This window comes from Pseudomonas monteilii (assembly GCA_001534745.1).
Taxonomy (GTDB): Bacteria; Pseudomonadota; Gammaproteobacteria; order Pseudomonadales; family Pseudomonadaceae; genus Aquipseudomonas; species Aquipseudomonas alabamensis.
Genome location: CP013997.1, coordinates 585,032 through 602,444 on the forward strand (window position 1 = coordinate 585,032; position 17,413 = coordinate 602,444).

A 17,413-nucleotide genomic window follows, 5' to 3' on the forward strand; every position below is an offset into this window, starting at 1 on the left:
GACGAACCCTTGCGCCTCTGTCATCGCAGTGCCAACGAAGGAAGGGTCATGAACGGTTCGAAAGGTATGGGGCGCCCGTACGGCGCACGGGGCTGGCTGGTGCTAGGGTTGATGGCGCCGTTTTCACTGTCGGCGCTGGCCGAGACGGTCGCCGAGCCGATCACCATCGACAGCGGCGCGCTCGACCTGCCGGCCCTGACCATCGACGGCAACCGCTTGTACGACATGCTGCCGTCGGAAGCCACCGGCGGCTACAGCGTCGATGCCGCCACCGTCGGCACCAAGACGCCCGCGGCGCTCAAGGACATCCCGCAGTCGATCACCGTCTACACCCAGGACTACGTCAAGGATCGCCGTTTCGTGCACCTGGACGACCTGGCCAAGTACACCGCCGGCCTGCGCACCCTGACCAACGACAGCGGCCGCTCGTCGATCTATGCCCGGGGCTACGAGTACAGCGAGTTCAACATCGACGGCCTGCCCGCGCCGATGGCCAGCATCTTCGGCACCGTACCGTCGCTGGCAGCGTTCGACCGGGTCGAGATCATGCGCGGCCCGGCCGGGCTGTTCAGCAGCACCAGCGAACTGGGCGGTATCGTCAACATGGTGCGCAAGCGCCCGACCGCCGAGTTCCAGGGCCATGTCGAAGGCAGCTACGGCACCTGGGACACCAACCACGAAGAAGTCGACCTGAGCGGCCCGCTGGACGACGCCGGGCGTGTGCGGGGGCGCTTCGTCGCCTCCCGTGACGACACCAACGGCGAAGTCGACTACAACGCCAACACCAGCAACACCTACTACGGCGCGCTGGACATCGACCTGGACGCGGACACCCTGCTGTCGTTCGGCCTGATCCACGAAGTGAAGAACCTCGTCCCGCACAACGGCTACCCTGCCACCTTGAACGGTGAAGTGCCGGACTTCAGCCACTCGCGCTTCCTCGGCGCCGACTGGAACAGCTTCGACGGCAAGACCACCGACCTGGTCGCCGAACTGACCCACCGCTTCGACAATGGCGGCTACGGTCGCATCGCCGCCCGTGGCTCGCAGCGTGACACCGAGTACCTGTACGCCTTCACCGCCACCAACGCCAGGAACGGGGCCAACTCCGAGCGCGCCAGCGCCCGTGACTTCACCCAGGACACCTATTCGCTGGACGCCAGCTACAGCCAGCCGTTCGAAACCTTCGGCCAGATCAGCGAGTTCGTGGTCGGCAGCGACTACAAGAACTACGACAGCGAATACCGCAACGGCACCACCAACCTGGGCACCATCAACGTCAACACCTACTCGCCGACCCGCTTCGGCAAGCCAGCGCCGAACTACAGCACCGAGGTCGGCACCCAGGAAGAAGAGTACGGCCTCTACTCCAAAGTCACCTTCCGCCCCATCGAGCGCCTGGCGCTGATCGGCGGCGGCCGTTTCAGCTGGTACCGTGGCGACTTCTACACCACTACCCTCAAGACGGGCGCCACCGATGCCGACAGCAAGCGCGTGGACGGCCACTTCACGCCTTACGGCGGGCTGGTCTATGACCTGAACGACACCCATGCGCTGTACGCCAGCTATTCACAGGTGTTCAAGCCACAGTCGGCCACCGACGGCCAGGGCCGGGTACTCAAGCCGCGCGAAGGTCAGCAGTACGAAGTCGGCGTGAAGAGCAGCTACTTCGGCGGCGACCTCAACACCCGCCTGTCGGCCTTCCGCCTGACCGACGAGAACCGCGCCAGTGCCCTGTACGACGCCGACGGCGTGGCCACCACCAACTCCGTCGCCTCCGGCAAGACCCGCGTCAAGGGTGCCGAAGTGGAAGTCAGCGGCAAGCTGACCCCGAACTGGGAGCTGCTGGCCGGCTACACCTGGATGCAGACCGACACCGTCAAGGGCGACCCCGAGACCACCTTCTTCATCATGCCGCGCCACCAGGCCTCGCTGTGGAGCAAGTACACCCTCAGCCAAGGCCCGCTCGAAGGGCTGGCCATCGGCGGTGGTGTGTCGGCCATGAGCAACTTCCATTCCGAGAACGGCGGGGTGCGCATCGACGCGCCGGGGTATGCCACGGTGGATGCGCTGCTGTCGTACCCGGTGACGCCGAAGCTGACCGCCACCCTGAACGTCAACAACCTGTTCGACCGGGATTACCTGTCGCGGGTGGGATCGACCTCGACGTTCAACTTCTATGGGCCGTCGCGCAGCATGGTGGTGGGGGCGCGGTACGACTTCTAAGGGCAGGGTGAGCCCAGGGGCCGCTGGACGACGACATCGCCCGAGCGCCCTCTGGGCCCGCGCCGACAGCGGGTCATCGCCTCATGCGTGGCACCGCTGACGGCTTGAAACATTTTGAACCAAATATTCCGCGGACTTCTCCATCGAGTACGCAGCGAAGCAATGGATCGCCCCGCCGGTAACGGACCTGGCGCGCCGCGTAACCCTTTCGCTGCCTTCGGAGAGTCCCATGGTTCAGACCCCGCTACTCATCGGCTTCATCGTGATGTCGCTCGCCTCCCTGATCATCTACGCCAAAGGCGTGCACCACGGCCCCTTGCGCGGCCACACCCTGATCCATGCCGCCGTCCCCTTCATCGCCGCCACCGCCTACCTGTCCATGTACCTGGGCGTTGGCAACCTGATCAAGCTCGATGGCAGCGTGACCTACCTGGCGCGCTACCTGGACTGGACCTTCACCACCCCGTTGCTGCTGGCAGGCGTCGTCTCCTCGGCGTTCCTCGGCGCCCGTGAGCAGGAAGGCAAGGCCGGGTTCGTGGCGTCCATCGTCACCCTCGACGTGGTGATGATCGTGACCGGCCTGATCGCCTCCCTGGCGCCCTATGGCGTGGTCAAGTGGGTGTTCTTCGCCTGGTCCTGCGCAGCCTTCGCCGGCGTGCTGTACCTCCTGTGGAAGCCCCTGGTGACACTCGCCAACCAGCACACCTCGATCGGCGCCGCCTACCGCCGCAACGTGGGTTTTCTGAGCGTGCTGTGGTTGATCTACCCCGTGGTCTTCGCCGTCGGCCCGGAAGGCATCTGGGCGGTGAGCGATGCCGTGACCGTCTGGGTATTCCTGATTCTCGACGTGCTGGCCAAGGTGGTCTACGCCTTCACCTCCGAACGTAACCTGCGCACGGCACTGGCAGGCCGGAGCGCCTGAGTATGATCCCCGCCGGGCGCGGCTGGGATCTGCTGGCGCTGTGCGCCGGGGTCGCCAGCCTGGTCGGCGGTGGTGCGCCCCTGGCCTTCGCCCTGGCCGTCGGGTTGGGGTTGGGGCTGCTGCATGGGGCCAGTGATCTGCAACTGGTCGCGCGGCCTCGTTGGCTGCGCTTTCTCGCCTGGTATCTGGGCGTGGCTGTGGGTTACCTGCTGCTCTGGCAGGTGGCCGGTGTGGTCGCGCTGGTAACCTTTCTGCTGATGTCGATCTGGCATTTCGCCCATGAAGATGACGTCTTCGCGCACCGCCATGAACAGGTGGCGTTGGGCGTGTTCATCGTGGGCGGGCCGGCGGTGCTGCATGCCGAGGCGGTCGGACGGTTGCTGGACCTGGCCATGGGCGCTGGGGCGCCGGCCGGGCTTGGAGCGGGATCGGCCGAGGTGCTGGCGGTGGGCGGCGCGTTGGCGGCGGCGGTGCTGGCGCTGACGGCCTGGCGGACGCGGGATGGGCGGTTGGCGGTGACGTTGCTGCTGATCGTGGCGCTGCCGCCGCTGGTGGGGTTTGCGCTGGGGTTCTTCCTGCTGCACGCGGCGCCGCAGACGTTGGTCAGGCAACGGCTGTTGGGGGCAGGGCGGCTGGGGGCGTATGTGTGGCGGATCTGGCCGGTGCTGCTGGCGGCATTGGGGTTCGCGGTGGTGGGCGGGTGGGTGTTCGTGGTGCAGGAGCAGACCGGGATCCGCTCGCTGTTCGCGGTGCTGGCGGCGTTTGCGTTGCCGCATATGGTGGTGTTGCCGCGGTTTGTGGCTTGCACACCGCATCACGCACGGGCCTAGGGCGTTTGTCTGGTCCAGGGCACATGGTCGATGGCGTAGGCGAGCGCCTGGATCAGTGCTTTCACGGTGTACCGTTGCGGCCATGCAGACGGAAGCCGGGTCGCTCGCTCAGGCGCTGGTAATAGGCGCCGACCGCCGGAAAGTCCGGGTGGTCCAGCGGCGTTTCGAACCAGCGGTTGACCGATAGACCGATCGGAATGTCCGCCAGGGAAAATGTGCTGCCGCTGACGTATGCGCCCGTCGCGTCGAGTTGCCTGTCCAGGATTGCCATGTGCCGGGTCCATTCGCGGCATCCCCATGCCAGCGCGTTCGGGTCTTGGTGGGCAGCGCTTTGCCTGACCAGCGACATGAAGGCATAACTCCAGGCTGCGTTGAAGTCGGTCGCCTGCCAATCCATCCACTGGTCTACACGGGCCTTGGCTTTTGCCTCGGTCGGGTACAGGTGCTCGGCGCTGGTCCTGTTCGCTAGGTAGCGGATGATCGTGTTGGATTCCCACAGCACGAATCCGTCGTCATTGATTACTGGCACCTTCGCGTTGGGGTTCAGCGCTGTGAAATCGGGGGTGGTGGTGTCTCTGAAGCCAGTGCCCCAGTCGTGTCGTTCAAAAGGCAGCTGCAGTTCGGCGCAGGTCCAGAGGACCTTGCGCACGTTGATCGAGGAGGCTTTGCCGAGTAGGTGGAGCATGTCATTTCCTTATGATGGTGGGACTTCGCCCTTCGTCCTGAAGTTGGCTGTGACGCAGAGAACATGACGAGCGTTGGCAGCGCTCAGAGGCTCTGTCGCCGGTCGGTTTTTGGGGCCGCCTTGCGGCCCATCGCGGCACAGGGGCCGCTCCCACACCCGTAGCCCCACCGCGGTGGTGCCGACAGTCGCGGTCCTCCTGTAGGAGCGGCCCCTGTGCCGCGATTGGGCCCGCAGGGCCCACAAAGCCTGTAAATCACTTCTTTCAAACCAACAATATAATTTCACGAGAGCAGCCCTGCTTATCACCCCCGCTGCGAGATTAACCCCAAGCGTCAGGAGCATCCGTCCCACACCCACCGGGAAACCTCCTACACAAGACCCAAAATCGATACAACTTGACATATCTATTGATAGGAATTCTTATTCGCTACCTTTTCCTATCAACACGGACCGTTCAATCCATGTCGTATCGTCCCTCATCAAGCCGTTTCACGCCGGCCCACAACCTCCTGGCCGCCGCCGTCTGCCTGGCCACGCTGACGCCCGCCTGGGCTGCCACCCCTGATGAGGGCCAAGCGCAGAGCACTCCAGGTGTCATGGAATTGGGGGCTACCGAAATCATCAACACCCAGCTAGGCAGCGTCACCGAAGGCTCGCAGTCCTACACCACAGGCGCCATGTCCACCGCGACCAAGCTGCCCCTGACCATGCGTGAAACACCCCAGGCCACCACAGTGATCACCCGTCAGCGCATGGACGATCAGAACATGACCAGCATCAATGACGTGGTGAAGAACGCACCCGGTCTGTTCCTCAACTTCTCCAGCGGCCCAGGCCGCCAGACCTATTCGGCGCGCGGCTTCGACATCGATAACCTGATGTACGACGGCATCCCCAGTGGCTACGAAGGCTGGACGGTCGGCTCGCAGCCCAACCTGGCGATGTTCGACCGCGTCGAGATCGTGCGCGGTGCCACCGGTCTTGTAACCGGTGCAGGCAACCCCTCGGCGGCAATCAACCTGGTGCGCAAGCGTCCCCTGGCCGAGCAACGGGTCACCCTGACCGGCGCCGCCGGCAGCTGGGACGACTACCGCGGCGAGATCGACGCCTCCAGCCCGCTCAATGACAGCGGCACCCTGCGCGGTCGCGTGGTCGCCTCGTACCGCGGCAACGACAGCTTCGTGGATGATGTCGACGAGGACCACGGCCTGTTCTACGCCGTGACCGAAGCGGACCTGAGCGACGACACCACGCTGACCCTCGGCTTTTCGCACCAGAAGGACAAGACCAACTACTTCTGGGGCTCCTCGCTGGTCGGCCTCGATGGCCGCCACCTGAACCTGCCGCGCTCGTTCAACCCAGGCAGCAAATGGGAAGACAAGGACCAGGAGATCGACACGGTGTTCGCCGAAGTGCGTCACCGGCTGGCCAACGACTGGAACCTGCAGGTCAACGCCAACTACAGCCAGCAGGACGCAGTGTTCTCCGGTTCCTACTTGTCGCGCTTCGATGATCTGAAACTGAACCGCACTGTGTACCAGTCGGGCCACGATCAGAAGAAGTCAGGTGTGGACGCCTTTGTCAGCGGTCCTTTCGAGGCATTCGGCCGGACACACGAGTTGGTGGTGGGCGCCAGCAAGCGCGTCTACGACATGACCCAGAAGAATTACTCGCCCTATACGACTGAATGGCCAGTTGACGGCGCCAAACCCAATTTCAATCGCACGGGCAAAAGCCACGACGTCACGACACAAGATGGCGTGTACATGACCACACGCCTGACCCTGGCTGACCCGCTCAAGTTGATTCTCGGCGGGCGTCTGGACTGGTATGAGTACGACGACAAGGGCAGTTCGGAATCCGACCAGAAAGTGACCCGCAACGTCACCCGCTATGGCGGGCTGATCTACGACCTGGACGACCACCACTCGGTGTATGTCAGCTACAGCGACATCTTCAACCCGCAGACTAACAAAGACGCCGGCGGTGGCATGGTCAAGCCGGTGGAAGGCAAGAACTACGAGATCGGGCTGAAAGGCGAGTACTTCGATGGCGCCTTGAACACCAGCGTCGCGGTGTTCCGCGTCGATCAGGAGAACCGGGCTGTTTCCGTGATTGGTGCTGACCGTTTCAACTGTGATGACCCAACCAACTGCTACGAGGCCTCGGGCGAGATCCGCAGTCAGGGCGTGGAGTTCGAAGTGCAAGGCTCGGTGCTGCCGAACTGGGAGGTGGGGGCAGGGTACACCTATGCGCGTACGCACTACCTGAAGGACGCCAGCAACCCGCAGAACGAGAACCAGCAGTTCGACACCGACATGCCGGAACACCTGTTCAAGGTGACCACCAGCTACCGGTTCCAGGGGCCGCTGGAAAAGCTGCGCGTGGGCGGGAACGTGTATTGGCAGAGCCGGATGTACAACGACGTGACCACGGCGGATGGCAGCGTGTACCGGTTGCAGCAGGGCGGGTATGCGGTGACGGACCTGATGGCGGGGTATCGGGTGAACGAGCACCTGGACCTGCAGGTGAATGCGAACAATATCTTTGACCGCAAGTACTACTCGGCGATTTCGAGTTCGATTGAGTACGGCGGGGATGTGTATGGGGCGCCGCGGAATGTGATGGTGACGGGGAAATATACGTTCTGAGAACGAGGTGCTCTGCATTAGCGATTCTGGCGTTTTCTCGCCAGGCGCCATGAAGTAGCTGTAAGACAAGTCTGAATCTCACCCTAAATGCTTGGGGAGGATCACGTTCGGAAGTATCCTACAGCCGCTTCGGAAGCTTCCACCTTGGCGTGGAAATGTCGCAGGGGTAACGTCGCCGGGTCGTCGATGTTGACGACCGGGTGTGAGAAGCCCGTGTGGACTACGACAGCTTCCAGTAATGGTAGCCGGGCACGAGCAGGTTTCGGCCTGGCCGTGGTGTCGTGGACACGGTCTTCTCACCTCGCGTCCGGCTACCACCCGATCTGTGAGAAGGGCAGGTGAGTAGCTTTCCGTAGCTATCCACGAAGACCATTCCATGAAAAAGATCGTCCCAGATCCGCCAGCCAACCTCATCACTACTCCCTATTTTTCCATCCACTCCGAAATCATCCCGCCGGATGCCTTGGCGCATGCTAGTGAGCTGTTGCGTGGCGTGGAGGAAACCTTTGCCCACTGTCGACGAAATCAGGACGGTGACCCCTGCGTGAACATGCTCGCCAATGCTCAGCATGCGACCGAAATGGCTCGGGTGCTCATTGAGCATGCCCTTAGTAAAATCTGACTTGGGGATGGCGCATGGAGAATTTGACAACTGCCTGCAGCACGGCGGGTGAGGAACACTTTCTTGAGCTGTTTTGCGTTCAGCGTGGGGTTCCGTACGACCGGGTGTTCGAAGAGCTCTCGGTGCTGCTGGGCTGTATTCGAGATCTGACCTATAGGGCAGAGGTGGAGAAGGATTTGCCTTCGCTCACGTCGATTCGGTACCTGAGTTCGCTTGCCAAGGCGCTCATCAATGACATTGAGCTTGCCGGGCATCGTAGCGGCTGAGTCGTAGGCGGGGCCACAGAGAAAAACCGAGCGCAGGCTCGGTTTTTTGAAAGAGGCGCCTGATGTGGCCGGCTAGCATCCTTCACAACAGCTTCATCCGCTCCGGCTACCAGTCTCTGGCTTCTGGCGTCGACTTGGTCCCGATGTAGCCTTTACTCGATCCCAACTTGGTCCCAATGTAGTCTCTACTTGGTCTCTGTTTCGACCATATTTAGCCCCATTTGGGCCTAACTTAGTCCCCCCTATGTTAGCTAAAAATTAGTCAGATAAAAGCAAGGTGTCGTATACCGATAGGCATCTTCCATAACGAGTCGACTATGCCAATCAATCGGGAAACCTATGGCTGCTAAGTCAATTTCCAAACGCGCCAGATCATCCATGCAATCGGCAGTTCTTGCTGGTATGCGCGCTGGCCTGACTCATCAGCAGAGTCAGAATGTACAACTGCGCGGTTTTGTACGCGCCGGCCGAGATAATCATGGGTAGGGCAGGTGTCTTGCGTGACAGGATAGACACGATAGGCCGCTTTGCAGACAGATTGGCTCCACGTTGGCGAGCAAAACGCCATTTCGCCGCATGATTTTAGCGCTATCTCCAGTGAGCTTATTGATCACGTATCCTGTGTGCTAAAAGAATCAAGCCATGGCAAGTGATGGATCAGCCGGAAGACTGAGCCTTGCCTAAGTTTATGTGGCTCGCAACATTCTACGAAACCAGATCGATATAGGAGTATTTTGTGAGTGATGTACAAGGAAGGTCGTTCATAGTTGGCTGACGGACACAGGAAAAACACTCGATACCGCCAATAGCTACCTCGCTGGCCTCAACGCGGTAAGCGAACATTTGGGCCGCAACGTTCTGCATATCCATGATGGGGAGGAACTGGTCTCGCTGTACCGTCAGTACGGGCCGGATGGTGAATTTGCGGACGTTGGCGGAAATAGCAGCAATAACGTGCAAAGCGGGCTGAAGCAATGGCTTGAATACCAGCGACAGCACAACTCAGGTGCCATAGCGGGTTACGCCGACCAACGCGTGCTGCAGCTGATGAGTAAGGGGACGAAGGAGGAGCGGATGTGGGTGTGGAACCTGATCCGACGCTTCTGCAAGAAGTACCCTCAGGCTGACCATTGGGCTGTCAATTCGACACCAGCAAAAATCCGAATAGGTATGCGCGAGCCAAACAACCTAAAAGGAAGGCCCGCATTCACACTTTACTGGTACGGCGGTGAGATATGCTGTGCTGTTCGCAATATCAGCGATCATCGTGAGCTGTTGGAAGCTCAAAGCACCCGCTGGAGAGTCAGCGCAAGCACTTGCCCCACCCAATCTGATGTGGGGAGCTAGCTGAACTCGGTCGACCAAATCCTTACCGAAAGGCATCTGCCAACGCAGGGCATGGGCCTCGTACCTAGCGACTATCACCACACTGAACAGGACGAAGCCGTGCCTTTCATTGATCTGCCAACAACCAAGCACCGCTCAGCCAATCCTATTCGGCCCGCCTGGCACTGGCAAAACCTATGCGACCATCAACCAAGCTTTGGCGATACTCGCGCCCGATTTCCTCGCTCAACACTCCGGCAATACGCCCGAAACTCACCAACGACGGCCTCAGTGTAAACAGGATGGTCAGGCAGTAAAATTTTGGGGAGGTTGAGACATCACTGCCCCCGGTGTCACTGAGTAGAGGCTGGGGGCGATGTAAGCAAAAGCTTCGCGTGTACGTTACGGCCCAGGAGGCAGACCTACCGGGGCCCTGGGGCCGAGGCATCCGTCTGCTCCCTTGCCATGAACATCCTGAATCCAGGTACTGTAGTACTCCTGGACAGAGTCTCAGAATGCTGGCTAACTCTCCTGTCGGCTATTAAAATTCCGCCCTAGCGCCCGGCTGTGGCGAAAGCAGCAGCGATAAACAGGGTTACGTACGCCATGAATGACGCATAAGGAAACAATAGGCAGAATGTGGAAAAATAATAACTGGCATACTTATGACGAAGCAAGCGACACGGCGATCATATTTGTTCATGGCTTTTTTTCAAACTCGCATAGCTGCTGGGCTAACAAAAAAGCAAAAACTTTCTGGCCAGATCTAGTAGTCGAAGATGTGAGGATTCCTCGTGTGTCAATCTACTTGGGCGGATATTATACTAATGTCGATTCGGGTCTGTTGGGGGTTCGAGAGTGCTCCGATCAACTGTTCGATGCTTTGCGTCGAAGAAGCCAAATAGGAGATGCGGCACCGATCACATTCCCAAAATTGGTATTTGTGTGCCACAGTTTGGGTGGGATTGTTGTAAGGTACATGCTGGAATCCTATAGAGAACATTTTGCAAGCCACAAAATCGGCGTGGCTCTGATGGCGTCACCGTCAATCGGCTCAGATTACGCTGACACATTAGCGAAGATTGCAAGTTTCTACAAAAACAGAGTTGGTAAGCAGCTGCGCATGAACAGCGAGCTGTTAGCTGATTTAGATGGCCGCTTCAAGGCATTTGTTGAAAGCCGCGAGCACGGAACTTTTATGGGTATTGAGGCGGTCGAGCACGTAGGATTCTTACACCTACGCTGGCTACCTGGATTTAAGCCAATAGTCTTAGAGCAGTCGGCATCGAGATATTTTTCAGGGCGACGGATTATCCCTGATACAAATCACTCGACGATTGTAAAGCCTGGTGATTTGGATCATGGCGGTCACTCAACATTGGTTGACTTCCTGAATAATAAATTCTTCCCCTCAGTTGGCGAGCCAGTCATAACTGAAAAGGATGCTTCTGCTGTTAAAAGCCAAAAGCACCGTTTTAAATTGGCCGTCGGGCAAGGGCCTCTTTTTGATATTTATGATGAAACCTGTGAGCCCTATTATCTTGAGCGAAAGATTGATAAACAGATTGCAGTGGAATTTAGCCTCAATAGTTTTTGGGTGTATGGGGACTCTGGAACAGGAAAAACCTCAATAGTCAAAAGACTGCTGGGTTGTGCAGGTGCGAAAGCAGTCGAAATGTGCTTCTCACAATGTACAGATAGCGACTATAGAAAAGCTTTTATTGCTGAAATGATAGAGACTCTACACCTTAGTGATAATAATGCAGAAACAATTCCAGATCGAACTTTTAATAATTTAAAGCGAATAATATTGGATGGTGTTGAGGCAAATAAATTCCTATTTATCTATATTGATGAGGTTCCCAGTACTGGCGATCGAGAAGGCGCTGAGAAACATTTGTTACTTCTGGTTGAGGAGCTACTCACCGCAGTGAAGCAGTTGGCAAAGACAAATGCATTTCGTTTAGTCGTTTCTTCCTTGAAAAAACCGAACCTTGACTCGAGCCAGAATCTTTCTAAGCTTAGTGGTTATATGCGATTTGTTGAGTGCGAAAGGTGGACGGAAGATGAGCTAGCGGCTTTGATCGAATTAATAACCGATAATTTAGATATGGTTGGATGTGATGACCTCCCAGATAATTTAATATCTAATTCTCATGGTTCTCCTCGCTTCATTAAAACGTTTTTAAAGTCGAAGATTTCGTACCCTGATAAGAGTGACGCCGAGCTTATTAGTATTTCGTCTCAGGGCTTCCAATTTTAAGGTAGAGAACATGGTTACAAAAAAGATCAAGCCGTATGCTATCGTTCCCCCAGACATGTACGTTGAGAGGCAAGCAGACATACAGCTGCGCCAGATCATCGAAGATATGGGGCGTCCGAGCTATGTTTTAGTATCGCGACAGATGGGTAAAACGAATCTATTGCTCAATGCGAAAAGAGAGATTGACTCTCAAGATGATTTGTTCTCATACCTCGATGTGTCGAATTGTTTCTCGGATCTCAGATCGTTCTTCAGAAATATAATTGACACCACGATTTTAGCTAGAGATCAGCTTTCTGAAGTTTTGTTTGATGATCTTACTCGGATGCGTTCTAGTACAGTAAATTTACAGGCGCATAAAGAGCATGAGCTTGAGCTAAAGAAGATACTCGATATACTTCCTGGAAAGCTTGTTATTTGTCTTGACGAAATTGATGCTCTGACGAACGTTGATTATTCAGATAATGTCTTTTCGCTGATTAGGAGCATATACTTTTTTGGCAGGACTCAATTCGCCCAGTTTAAGAGATTAACGTACGTACTTTCAGGTGTGGCTGATCCAGCTGAGTTGATTAAAAATAAGGCAATATCTCCATTCAATATCGGTGAGAAAATTTACCTTGAAGACTTTACGTTTTCTGAAACGAAAAGATTTCTTGAGCAGTGTTCCTTGGTGCTGCCTGATGAAGCCGTCGAAAGAATCTATCACTGGACTTCGGGAAATCCTCGTGTAACGTGGGATGTATGCTCAGCTGCGGAAACTGAGCTGTCTCAAACATCAATGCTAAACGAAAGTTCGATAGACAAGATTGTTAACTCGCTATATTTGACGAGTTTTGATTTGCCACCGTTTGATCACATTCGCACCAGAGTTCAAAGCGATAAAGAACTGCGAAATTCGGTCATGGTAATCCACTACGGAAAAACAAAATCACTTTCAGATAAAGTAAAGGACAAGCTTTACTTGGCCGGAATAAGTACTCCGAAGACAGAAACCGGTGAAATATCGTTCAAAAATAGGATCATGTCTGAATCGTTGTCCGAAAAATGGGTATCAGATATTGAGGGTGAGTTGTTAACAATTGACGAGCGCGCCAATGAGAAAATTAAGCTTAAGCGCTACGATGAAGCTCTCGCTTTATATCGTGAATCTCTTGCCCAACATATAGACCCTGAAAGCTGCTTGGCTTCTCGGCTAAATATTGGGTTTTGTCTTATTCAGCTTGGTGACATAGAGTCAGCTATTGTTGAGTACGAGAGTTGCGATACTAATAATATTGATGACAGATCTCTGCTTAATGCTAAGCTCCACTGGTCAGGTGTGTGTTATATGTTTTCACACCGCTGGGATGATGCGGCGGCCCAGTTTCGCGCATTGATTAATGGTGCCGCAGGTAACAAAAAAGGTATTTTCTTTCCAGAGGCTTGCGTTAATCTGGCTAGTGTATTGTTAGCTCAAGCTGACACGGGAGCGTCTAATACAGCTCTGCCTGAGGAGATCGAACATGTCCTATTGAGCGCAATCGATTATGTTAGGACCGTCAGCTCTAGCGGTTCAGCTACCGAAAATCATATTCTGTATTCGGCATATTATCAACTGAGTAGATACTACAGCATGGCCAAAAATGCCGATATGGGAAGAGACTATTTGGATGAGGCTCTAGAGGTAAGTATTTCTGAGGTTAGGAGTACTTTGCTTTATCAGAGGGCATCGTATGAAAGCGATCCATTCGAGCAGGCAAAATATTATGAGCGTTGCGCTAGGAATATTATAGATAATAAGCTGTCACTCACAGGGAAAGATATATCTAATCAATTGAGATTTGGACATGCGGAATGCTCACCACTTCTAATGGATTTGGTACGTCTTGATAGGCAGTCCGCCGCTGACGAACTGTATCGATACATCTGCTCTATAGAGTCTAAGCAAAATTTCAGTGCTTGGGAGGTAATTACAAATTGCGTTATGAGTGGTGCATCTGGGAGTGACATATCCAAATTACCAGACTTGACCAGGCTTGCGTTGAGATATAAGAGCGCACCAGTTGAGGAATTACGGCAAATACTTACGCTGAGCATATTGGTAAATTCATCTACTGACATTGATCAGAACAAGGTCTTGTATGATGCCTATCTTTCGCTGTTTGGCAAACTCGAAAACCCTTCAATGCTTGAGGGCGATTTCAGGATAATTCACGACATATTTAGTCAATACTTTATTAGGGATGAGTACGAACGTTGCGAAGAGATTATTGCTGCAATTGAAGTTCTTTTTGAACAGACTGTCGAGCAGGGATCACTTTCGGACCAAGTTATTAGCTCTGGAGCATTAATACTACTGCTGCTGAGGCTGAGGTTGAATACATCGCGAGCTGATTCAGACTCTCTGCCTAGTCAGTTGATGCCGTATTTGGATAATATAAAGAGCACAGATAGTTTTTCTTTATTATATTTTCCGAGTGACTACTCTGAGTCATTAGCACAAGCTTTTAGGAAAATGGTACATCCCGATTTTTTTGATGAAAATGCGATAGATATTGGTCAAAATGTGATCGTGACTGTGCAGTATAACTCTGGTAAGGTTAAACAGGGTAAGTTTAAAAAATTTAAACTTGACATAATTAAGAAGTTGTGCAGGGTGGTTTGAGTTGCTTGCTAAAAAGCTTGCCGCGGCGACGTGGCGAGCTTTATGGTCAGGGAATCCCTGCTGTGTCAAGTTTCATAAAGATTACGAGAAGGATTTAGTGATGCTATGATCTACTAAACCTTTAGCCTGGCGGCGGCAAAAATTGAGTGTAACACCTGACCAATCCGGTAGTAAGCACTCCATGAACTGCACCTACCGCAAGGTGGCGCTACGGTTTACCATGGCATCTCCGATAAGCGGTTCCACGGAAGCAACGCTTCATAGTCGGCCACCGACTGCGCATGTGGCAGCCTTTTAAGTATGTGGCGCAGCCACGCATAAGATCCGTAAGCGCTCCATGAACCCCACATGCCACGCGCTTGTTTGATGCTCGATACTGTGCTCCCGATTCTCTGAGGAGCCCATTTGCCATGATGCGACCCGGTACCAAAGTCGAAAAATTTTATCTCTACCCCAAACCCGTCGACTTTCGAAAGTCCATCGACGGCCTGACCGCCCTGGTCGAACTGGACATCAAAGTCGCCGTGTTCGAACCGGTGCTCTTCGTTTTCCTCAACAAGGCCCGTAATCGGATCAAAGTGATGTATTGGGAGCGCAATGGCTTCTGCCTCTGGCTCTAGCGCCTGGAAGCCGAGCGCTTCAAGACGTCTCCAGACACCACCGACGACGTCATCGTCCTCACGGTGCAAGAGCTGAACTGGTTGCTTGACGGTTTCGACCTCTGGCGCAACCGTCCTCACCAGGTTTTAACTCCACGCTACGTGGCATGACCCGGTATGATCCGGGCCATGATTTCATTGCCCGATGACCTTCCTGAGGACCCTGCTGCGCTCAAGCAATTGCTTGCGCAGCTGCTGGCTGAGCGCACGGTTGACAAAGACCACATCGTCGACCTGAAAGAGCAGATCAGGTTATGGCGTGACCGTTTCTTTGGCCGCAAATCCGAGCAAATCGTCGACCCCAATACGCCGCAACTGGCCATGTTCGACGAAGTGGAGAACGAACCTCTGCTGGCTGTGATCGACGATGCCGACGAAGAAGTCGTCGCCCCAATCAAGCGTCGTGGCAAACGCAAACCGCTATCCGCTGACCTCCTGCGCATCTAAGTCATCCACGACCTGCCCGAGCACGAGCTGACCTGTGCCTGCGGTTGCCGCAAGCATGTGATCGGCGAAGAGACCAGCGAACAGCTCGACATCGTGTCGATGCAGATTCGTGTCCTCGAGCACGTACGCAAGGTCTACGGCTGCCGCGATTGCGAAGCAGCTCCGGTCACTGCCGACAAGCCGGCACAGCTGATCGACAAGAGCCTGGCCAGCCCGAGCGTGTCGGCCATGTTGCTGACCATCAAGTATGTCTACGGCCTGCCGCTGCATCGCTTCGAAACGGTATTGGCCCGGCACGGCATCGACATCCCTCGGCAAACGCTGGCCCGTTGGGTCATCCAGTGCAGCGAACACGTCCAGCCCTTGCTGAACCTGATGCGTGATCGATTGCTGGACAGTCCGGTGATCCACTGCGACGAGACACGGGTTCAAGTGTTGAAAGAATCGGATCGTGACCCGACTAGCCAATCCTGGATGTGGATGCAGGCCAGTGGGCCGCCTGATCGACCGGTCGTGTTGTTCGACTACACCACCAGCCGTGCGCAGGAGGTGCCGTTGCGTCTGTTGGAAGGCTATCGCGGCTACGTGATGACCGACGACTACGTAGGATACAACGCCCTGGCGTTGCAGCCCGGCGTCGAACGCCTGGCGTGCATGGTGCATGCGCGGCGCAAGTTTGTCGAGGCGCAGAAGGTGCAACCCAAAGGCAAGACCGGCCGTGCCGATGTCGCGCTGGACATGATCAACAAGTTGGATGGCATCGAGCGCGACCTCAAGGATGTCAGCGACGAGCAACGCTTGTTCGGTCGCCAGGCGCGAAGTCTGCCGATCCTCGCAGAGCTGAAGCGCTGGCTGGACAAGACGCAGTCCCAAGTCACGCCGCAAAGCGTGCTGGGCAAGGCGGTCAACTACCTGGCGAACAACTGGAGCCGGCTGGAGCGCTATGTCGAGGCGGGCCACTTGCCGATCGACAACAACTTGGCCGAGCGTGCGATAAAGCCGTTCGTCATCGGGTGCAAGGTCTGGTTGTTCAGTGACACGCCCAAAGGCGCTGGGGCCAGTGCGCGGATTTACAGTTTGGTCGAGACCGCCAAGGCCAACGGCCAGGAGCCCTATACGTGGCTTCGCCACGTCCTGGAGCGGTTGCCGCATGCGTCGTCGGTAAGCGGATTACGAAGCGCTTCTGCCGTGGAACTGCTCGCCAGAGATGCCACGGTAACGCGCTGGTCTCGCGGTGGGTAGGTGGGGTTTATGGATCGCACTCGTTCCTCCTCTCATTGCAGGGGGTATTCTTGCCGACGTTGACTTGGTCGCTTCCTTTGTCAGGTCGGATCATGTGGATAGAAATAAGGCATCAAGCACCATTCGGTGTTTTCCAAGATGGATCATCCTATAAATTGATCAGGAAGCCCGTGGCGATTGAGTCGATTTAGCAAGCTCGCTGAGTCATTCATGCAAACGCCTACCACCACTTAGATGCGGGATGAACTGGCACATTAGTAGATTCAGATACGCAGCAAGGTGAGAATCAGCGAGTTCTGTATTGGCTATTGCAGGGCTTCTATAAGAGCTGGTCGTTTTGGCAGGTTGGACTGTTTGCTATCTCACAACTGCGCAAGGCGCGCAGGCGGGGCGGATGGTCGGAAGGGGACGCACGGGGGCTGCGATAATGACCCTGACAAGTGAGGCTTACTGAGAAGTCTGACAAATAATAAAAACCCGCTACAATTTGTGCATGGCTGCGCAGAAGTCATAGGCATGGCGGGTATGTTACTCGGCAAGATAAGCTCGGCAGGGCTGACTTGCAAGCAGTTTGGCTTCCCGTTGGTGAGCAGAAAGATCGTGTTGCCGCCTAATTTTGTAGCCGTT

General features: G+C 55.6%; 10 protein-coding genes and 1 pseudogene. 9 read left to right on the forward strand and 2 right to left on the reverse strand.

Going from position 1 to position 17,413, the window contains the following annotated elements; all coding sequences use genetic code 11:
* The first annotated feature begins 48 nt into the window (after positions 1 to 48).
* The 3 genes from APT63_02725 to APT63_02735 all read left to right on the forward strand — a co-directional run bounded on the left by APT63_02725 (position 49) and on the right by APT63_02735 (position 3,978).
* Positions 49 to 2,226 (forward strand): TonB-dependent receptor, encoded by a 2,178-nt coding sequence (locus APT63_02725; protein ID AMA44619.1) that lies wholly within the window; start codon positions 49 to 51, stop codon positions 2,224 to 2,226.
* Between the two features lie 229 nt (positions 2,227 to 2,455).
* The gene (locus APT63_02730; protein ID AMA44620.1) at positions 2,456 to 3,148 is read left to right on the forward strand and encodes a hypothetical protein; all 693 of its coding nucleotides are present in this window, start codon (positions 2,456 to 2,458) and stop codon (positions 3,146 to 3,148) included.
* Between the two features lie 2 nt (positions 3,149 to 3,150).
* A complete protein-coding gene (locus APT63_02735; GenBank protein ID AMA44621.1) occupies positions 3,151 to 3,978 on the forward strand; it encodes a hypothetical protein in 828 nt (275 codons plus the stop codon).
* Positions 3,979 to 4,039: 61 nt separating this feature from the next.
* Here APT63_02735 and APT63_02740 read toward each other — a convergent pair whose 3' ends face one another.
* Positions 4,040 to 4,663 (reverse strand): glutathione S-transferase, encoded by a 624-nt coding sequence (locus APT63_02740; GenBank protein AMA44622.1) that lies wholly within the window; start codon positions 4,661 to 4,663, stop codon positions 4,040 to 4,042.
* Between the two features lie 461 nt (positions 4,664 to 5,124).
* On the opposite strand from APT63_02740, the gene APT63_02745 reads away from it, so the two are divergent.
* From APT63_02745 to APT63_02755, 3 genes are all read left to right on the forward strand, one after another.
* Entirely contained in the window at positions 5,125 to 7,314 is a 2,190-nt protein-coding gene (locus APT63_02745) for a TonB-dependent receptor (GenBank protein AMA44623.1), read from the forward strand.
* Between the two features lie 376 nt (positions 7,315 to 7,690).
* On the forward strand, positions 7,691 to 7,936 hold the full coding sequence (locus APT63_02750; protein AMA44624.1) for a hypothetical protein: 246 nt from the start codon (positions 7,691 to 7,693) through the stop codon (positions 7,934 to 7,936).
* A gap of 14 nt (positions 7,937 to 7,950) precedes the next feature.
* Complete coding sequence (locus tag APT63_02755; protein AMA44625.1) at positions 7,951 to 8,202, forward strand: hypothetical protein; 252 nt, start codon at positions 7,951 to 7,953, stop codon at positions 8,200 to 8,202.
* Positions 8,203 to 8,907: 705 nt separating this feature from the next.
* Here APT63_02755 and APT63_02760 read toward each other — a convergent pair.
* Positions 8,908 to 9,201 carry a hypothetical protein gene (locus tag APT63_02760; GenBank protein AMA44626.1) on the reverse strand — a complete coding sequence of 98 codons (294 nt, stop codon included), beginning with the start codon at positions 9,199 to 9,201 and terminating at the stop codon, positions 8,908 to 8,910.
* A 4,757-nt stretch (positions 9,202 to 13,958) separates the two neighbouring features.
* On the opposite strand from APT63_02760, the gene APT63_02765 reads away from it, so the two are divergent.
* The 3 genes and pseudogenes from APT63_02765 to APT63_02775 all read left to right on the forward strand — a co-directional run bounded on the left by APT63_02765 (position 13,959) and on the right by APT63_02775 (position 16,763).
* Positions 13,959 to 14,438 (forward strand): hypothetical protein, encoded by a 480-nt coding sequence (locus APT63_02765; protein ID AMA44627.1) that lies wholly within the window; start codon positions 13,959 to 13,961, stop codon positions 14,436 to 14,438.
* A gap of 410 nt (positions 14,439 to 14,848) precedes the next feature.
* Positions 14,849 to 15,058 carry a hypothetical protein gene (locus APT63_02770; protein ID AMA44628.1) on the forward strand — a complete coding sequence of 70 codons (210 nt, stop codon included), beginning with the start codon at positions 14,849 to 14,851 and terminating at the stop codon, positions 15,056 to 15,058.
* A gap of 168 nt (positions 15,059 to 15,226) precedes the next feature.
* A pseudogene (locus tag APT63_02775) lies at positions 15,227 to 16,763 on the forward strand (transposase).
* The last annotated feature ends 650 nt before the right edge of the window (positions 16,764 to 17,413 follow it).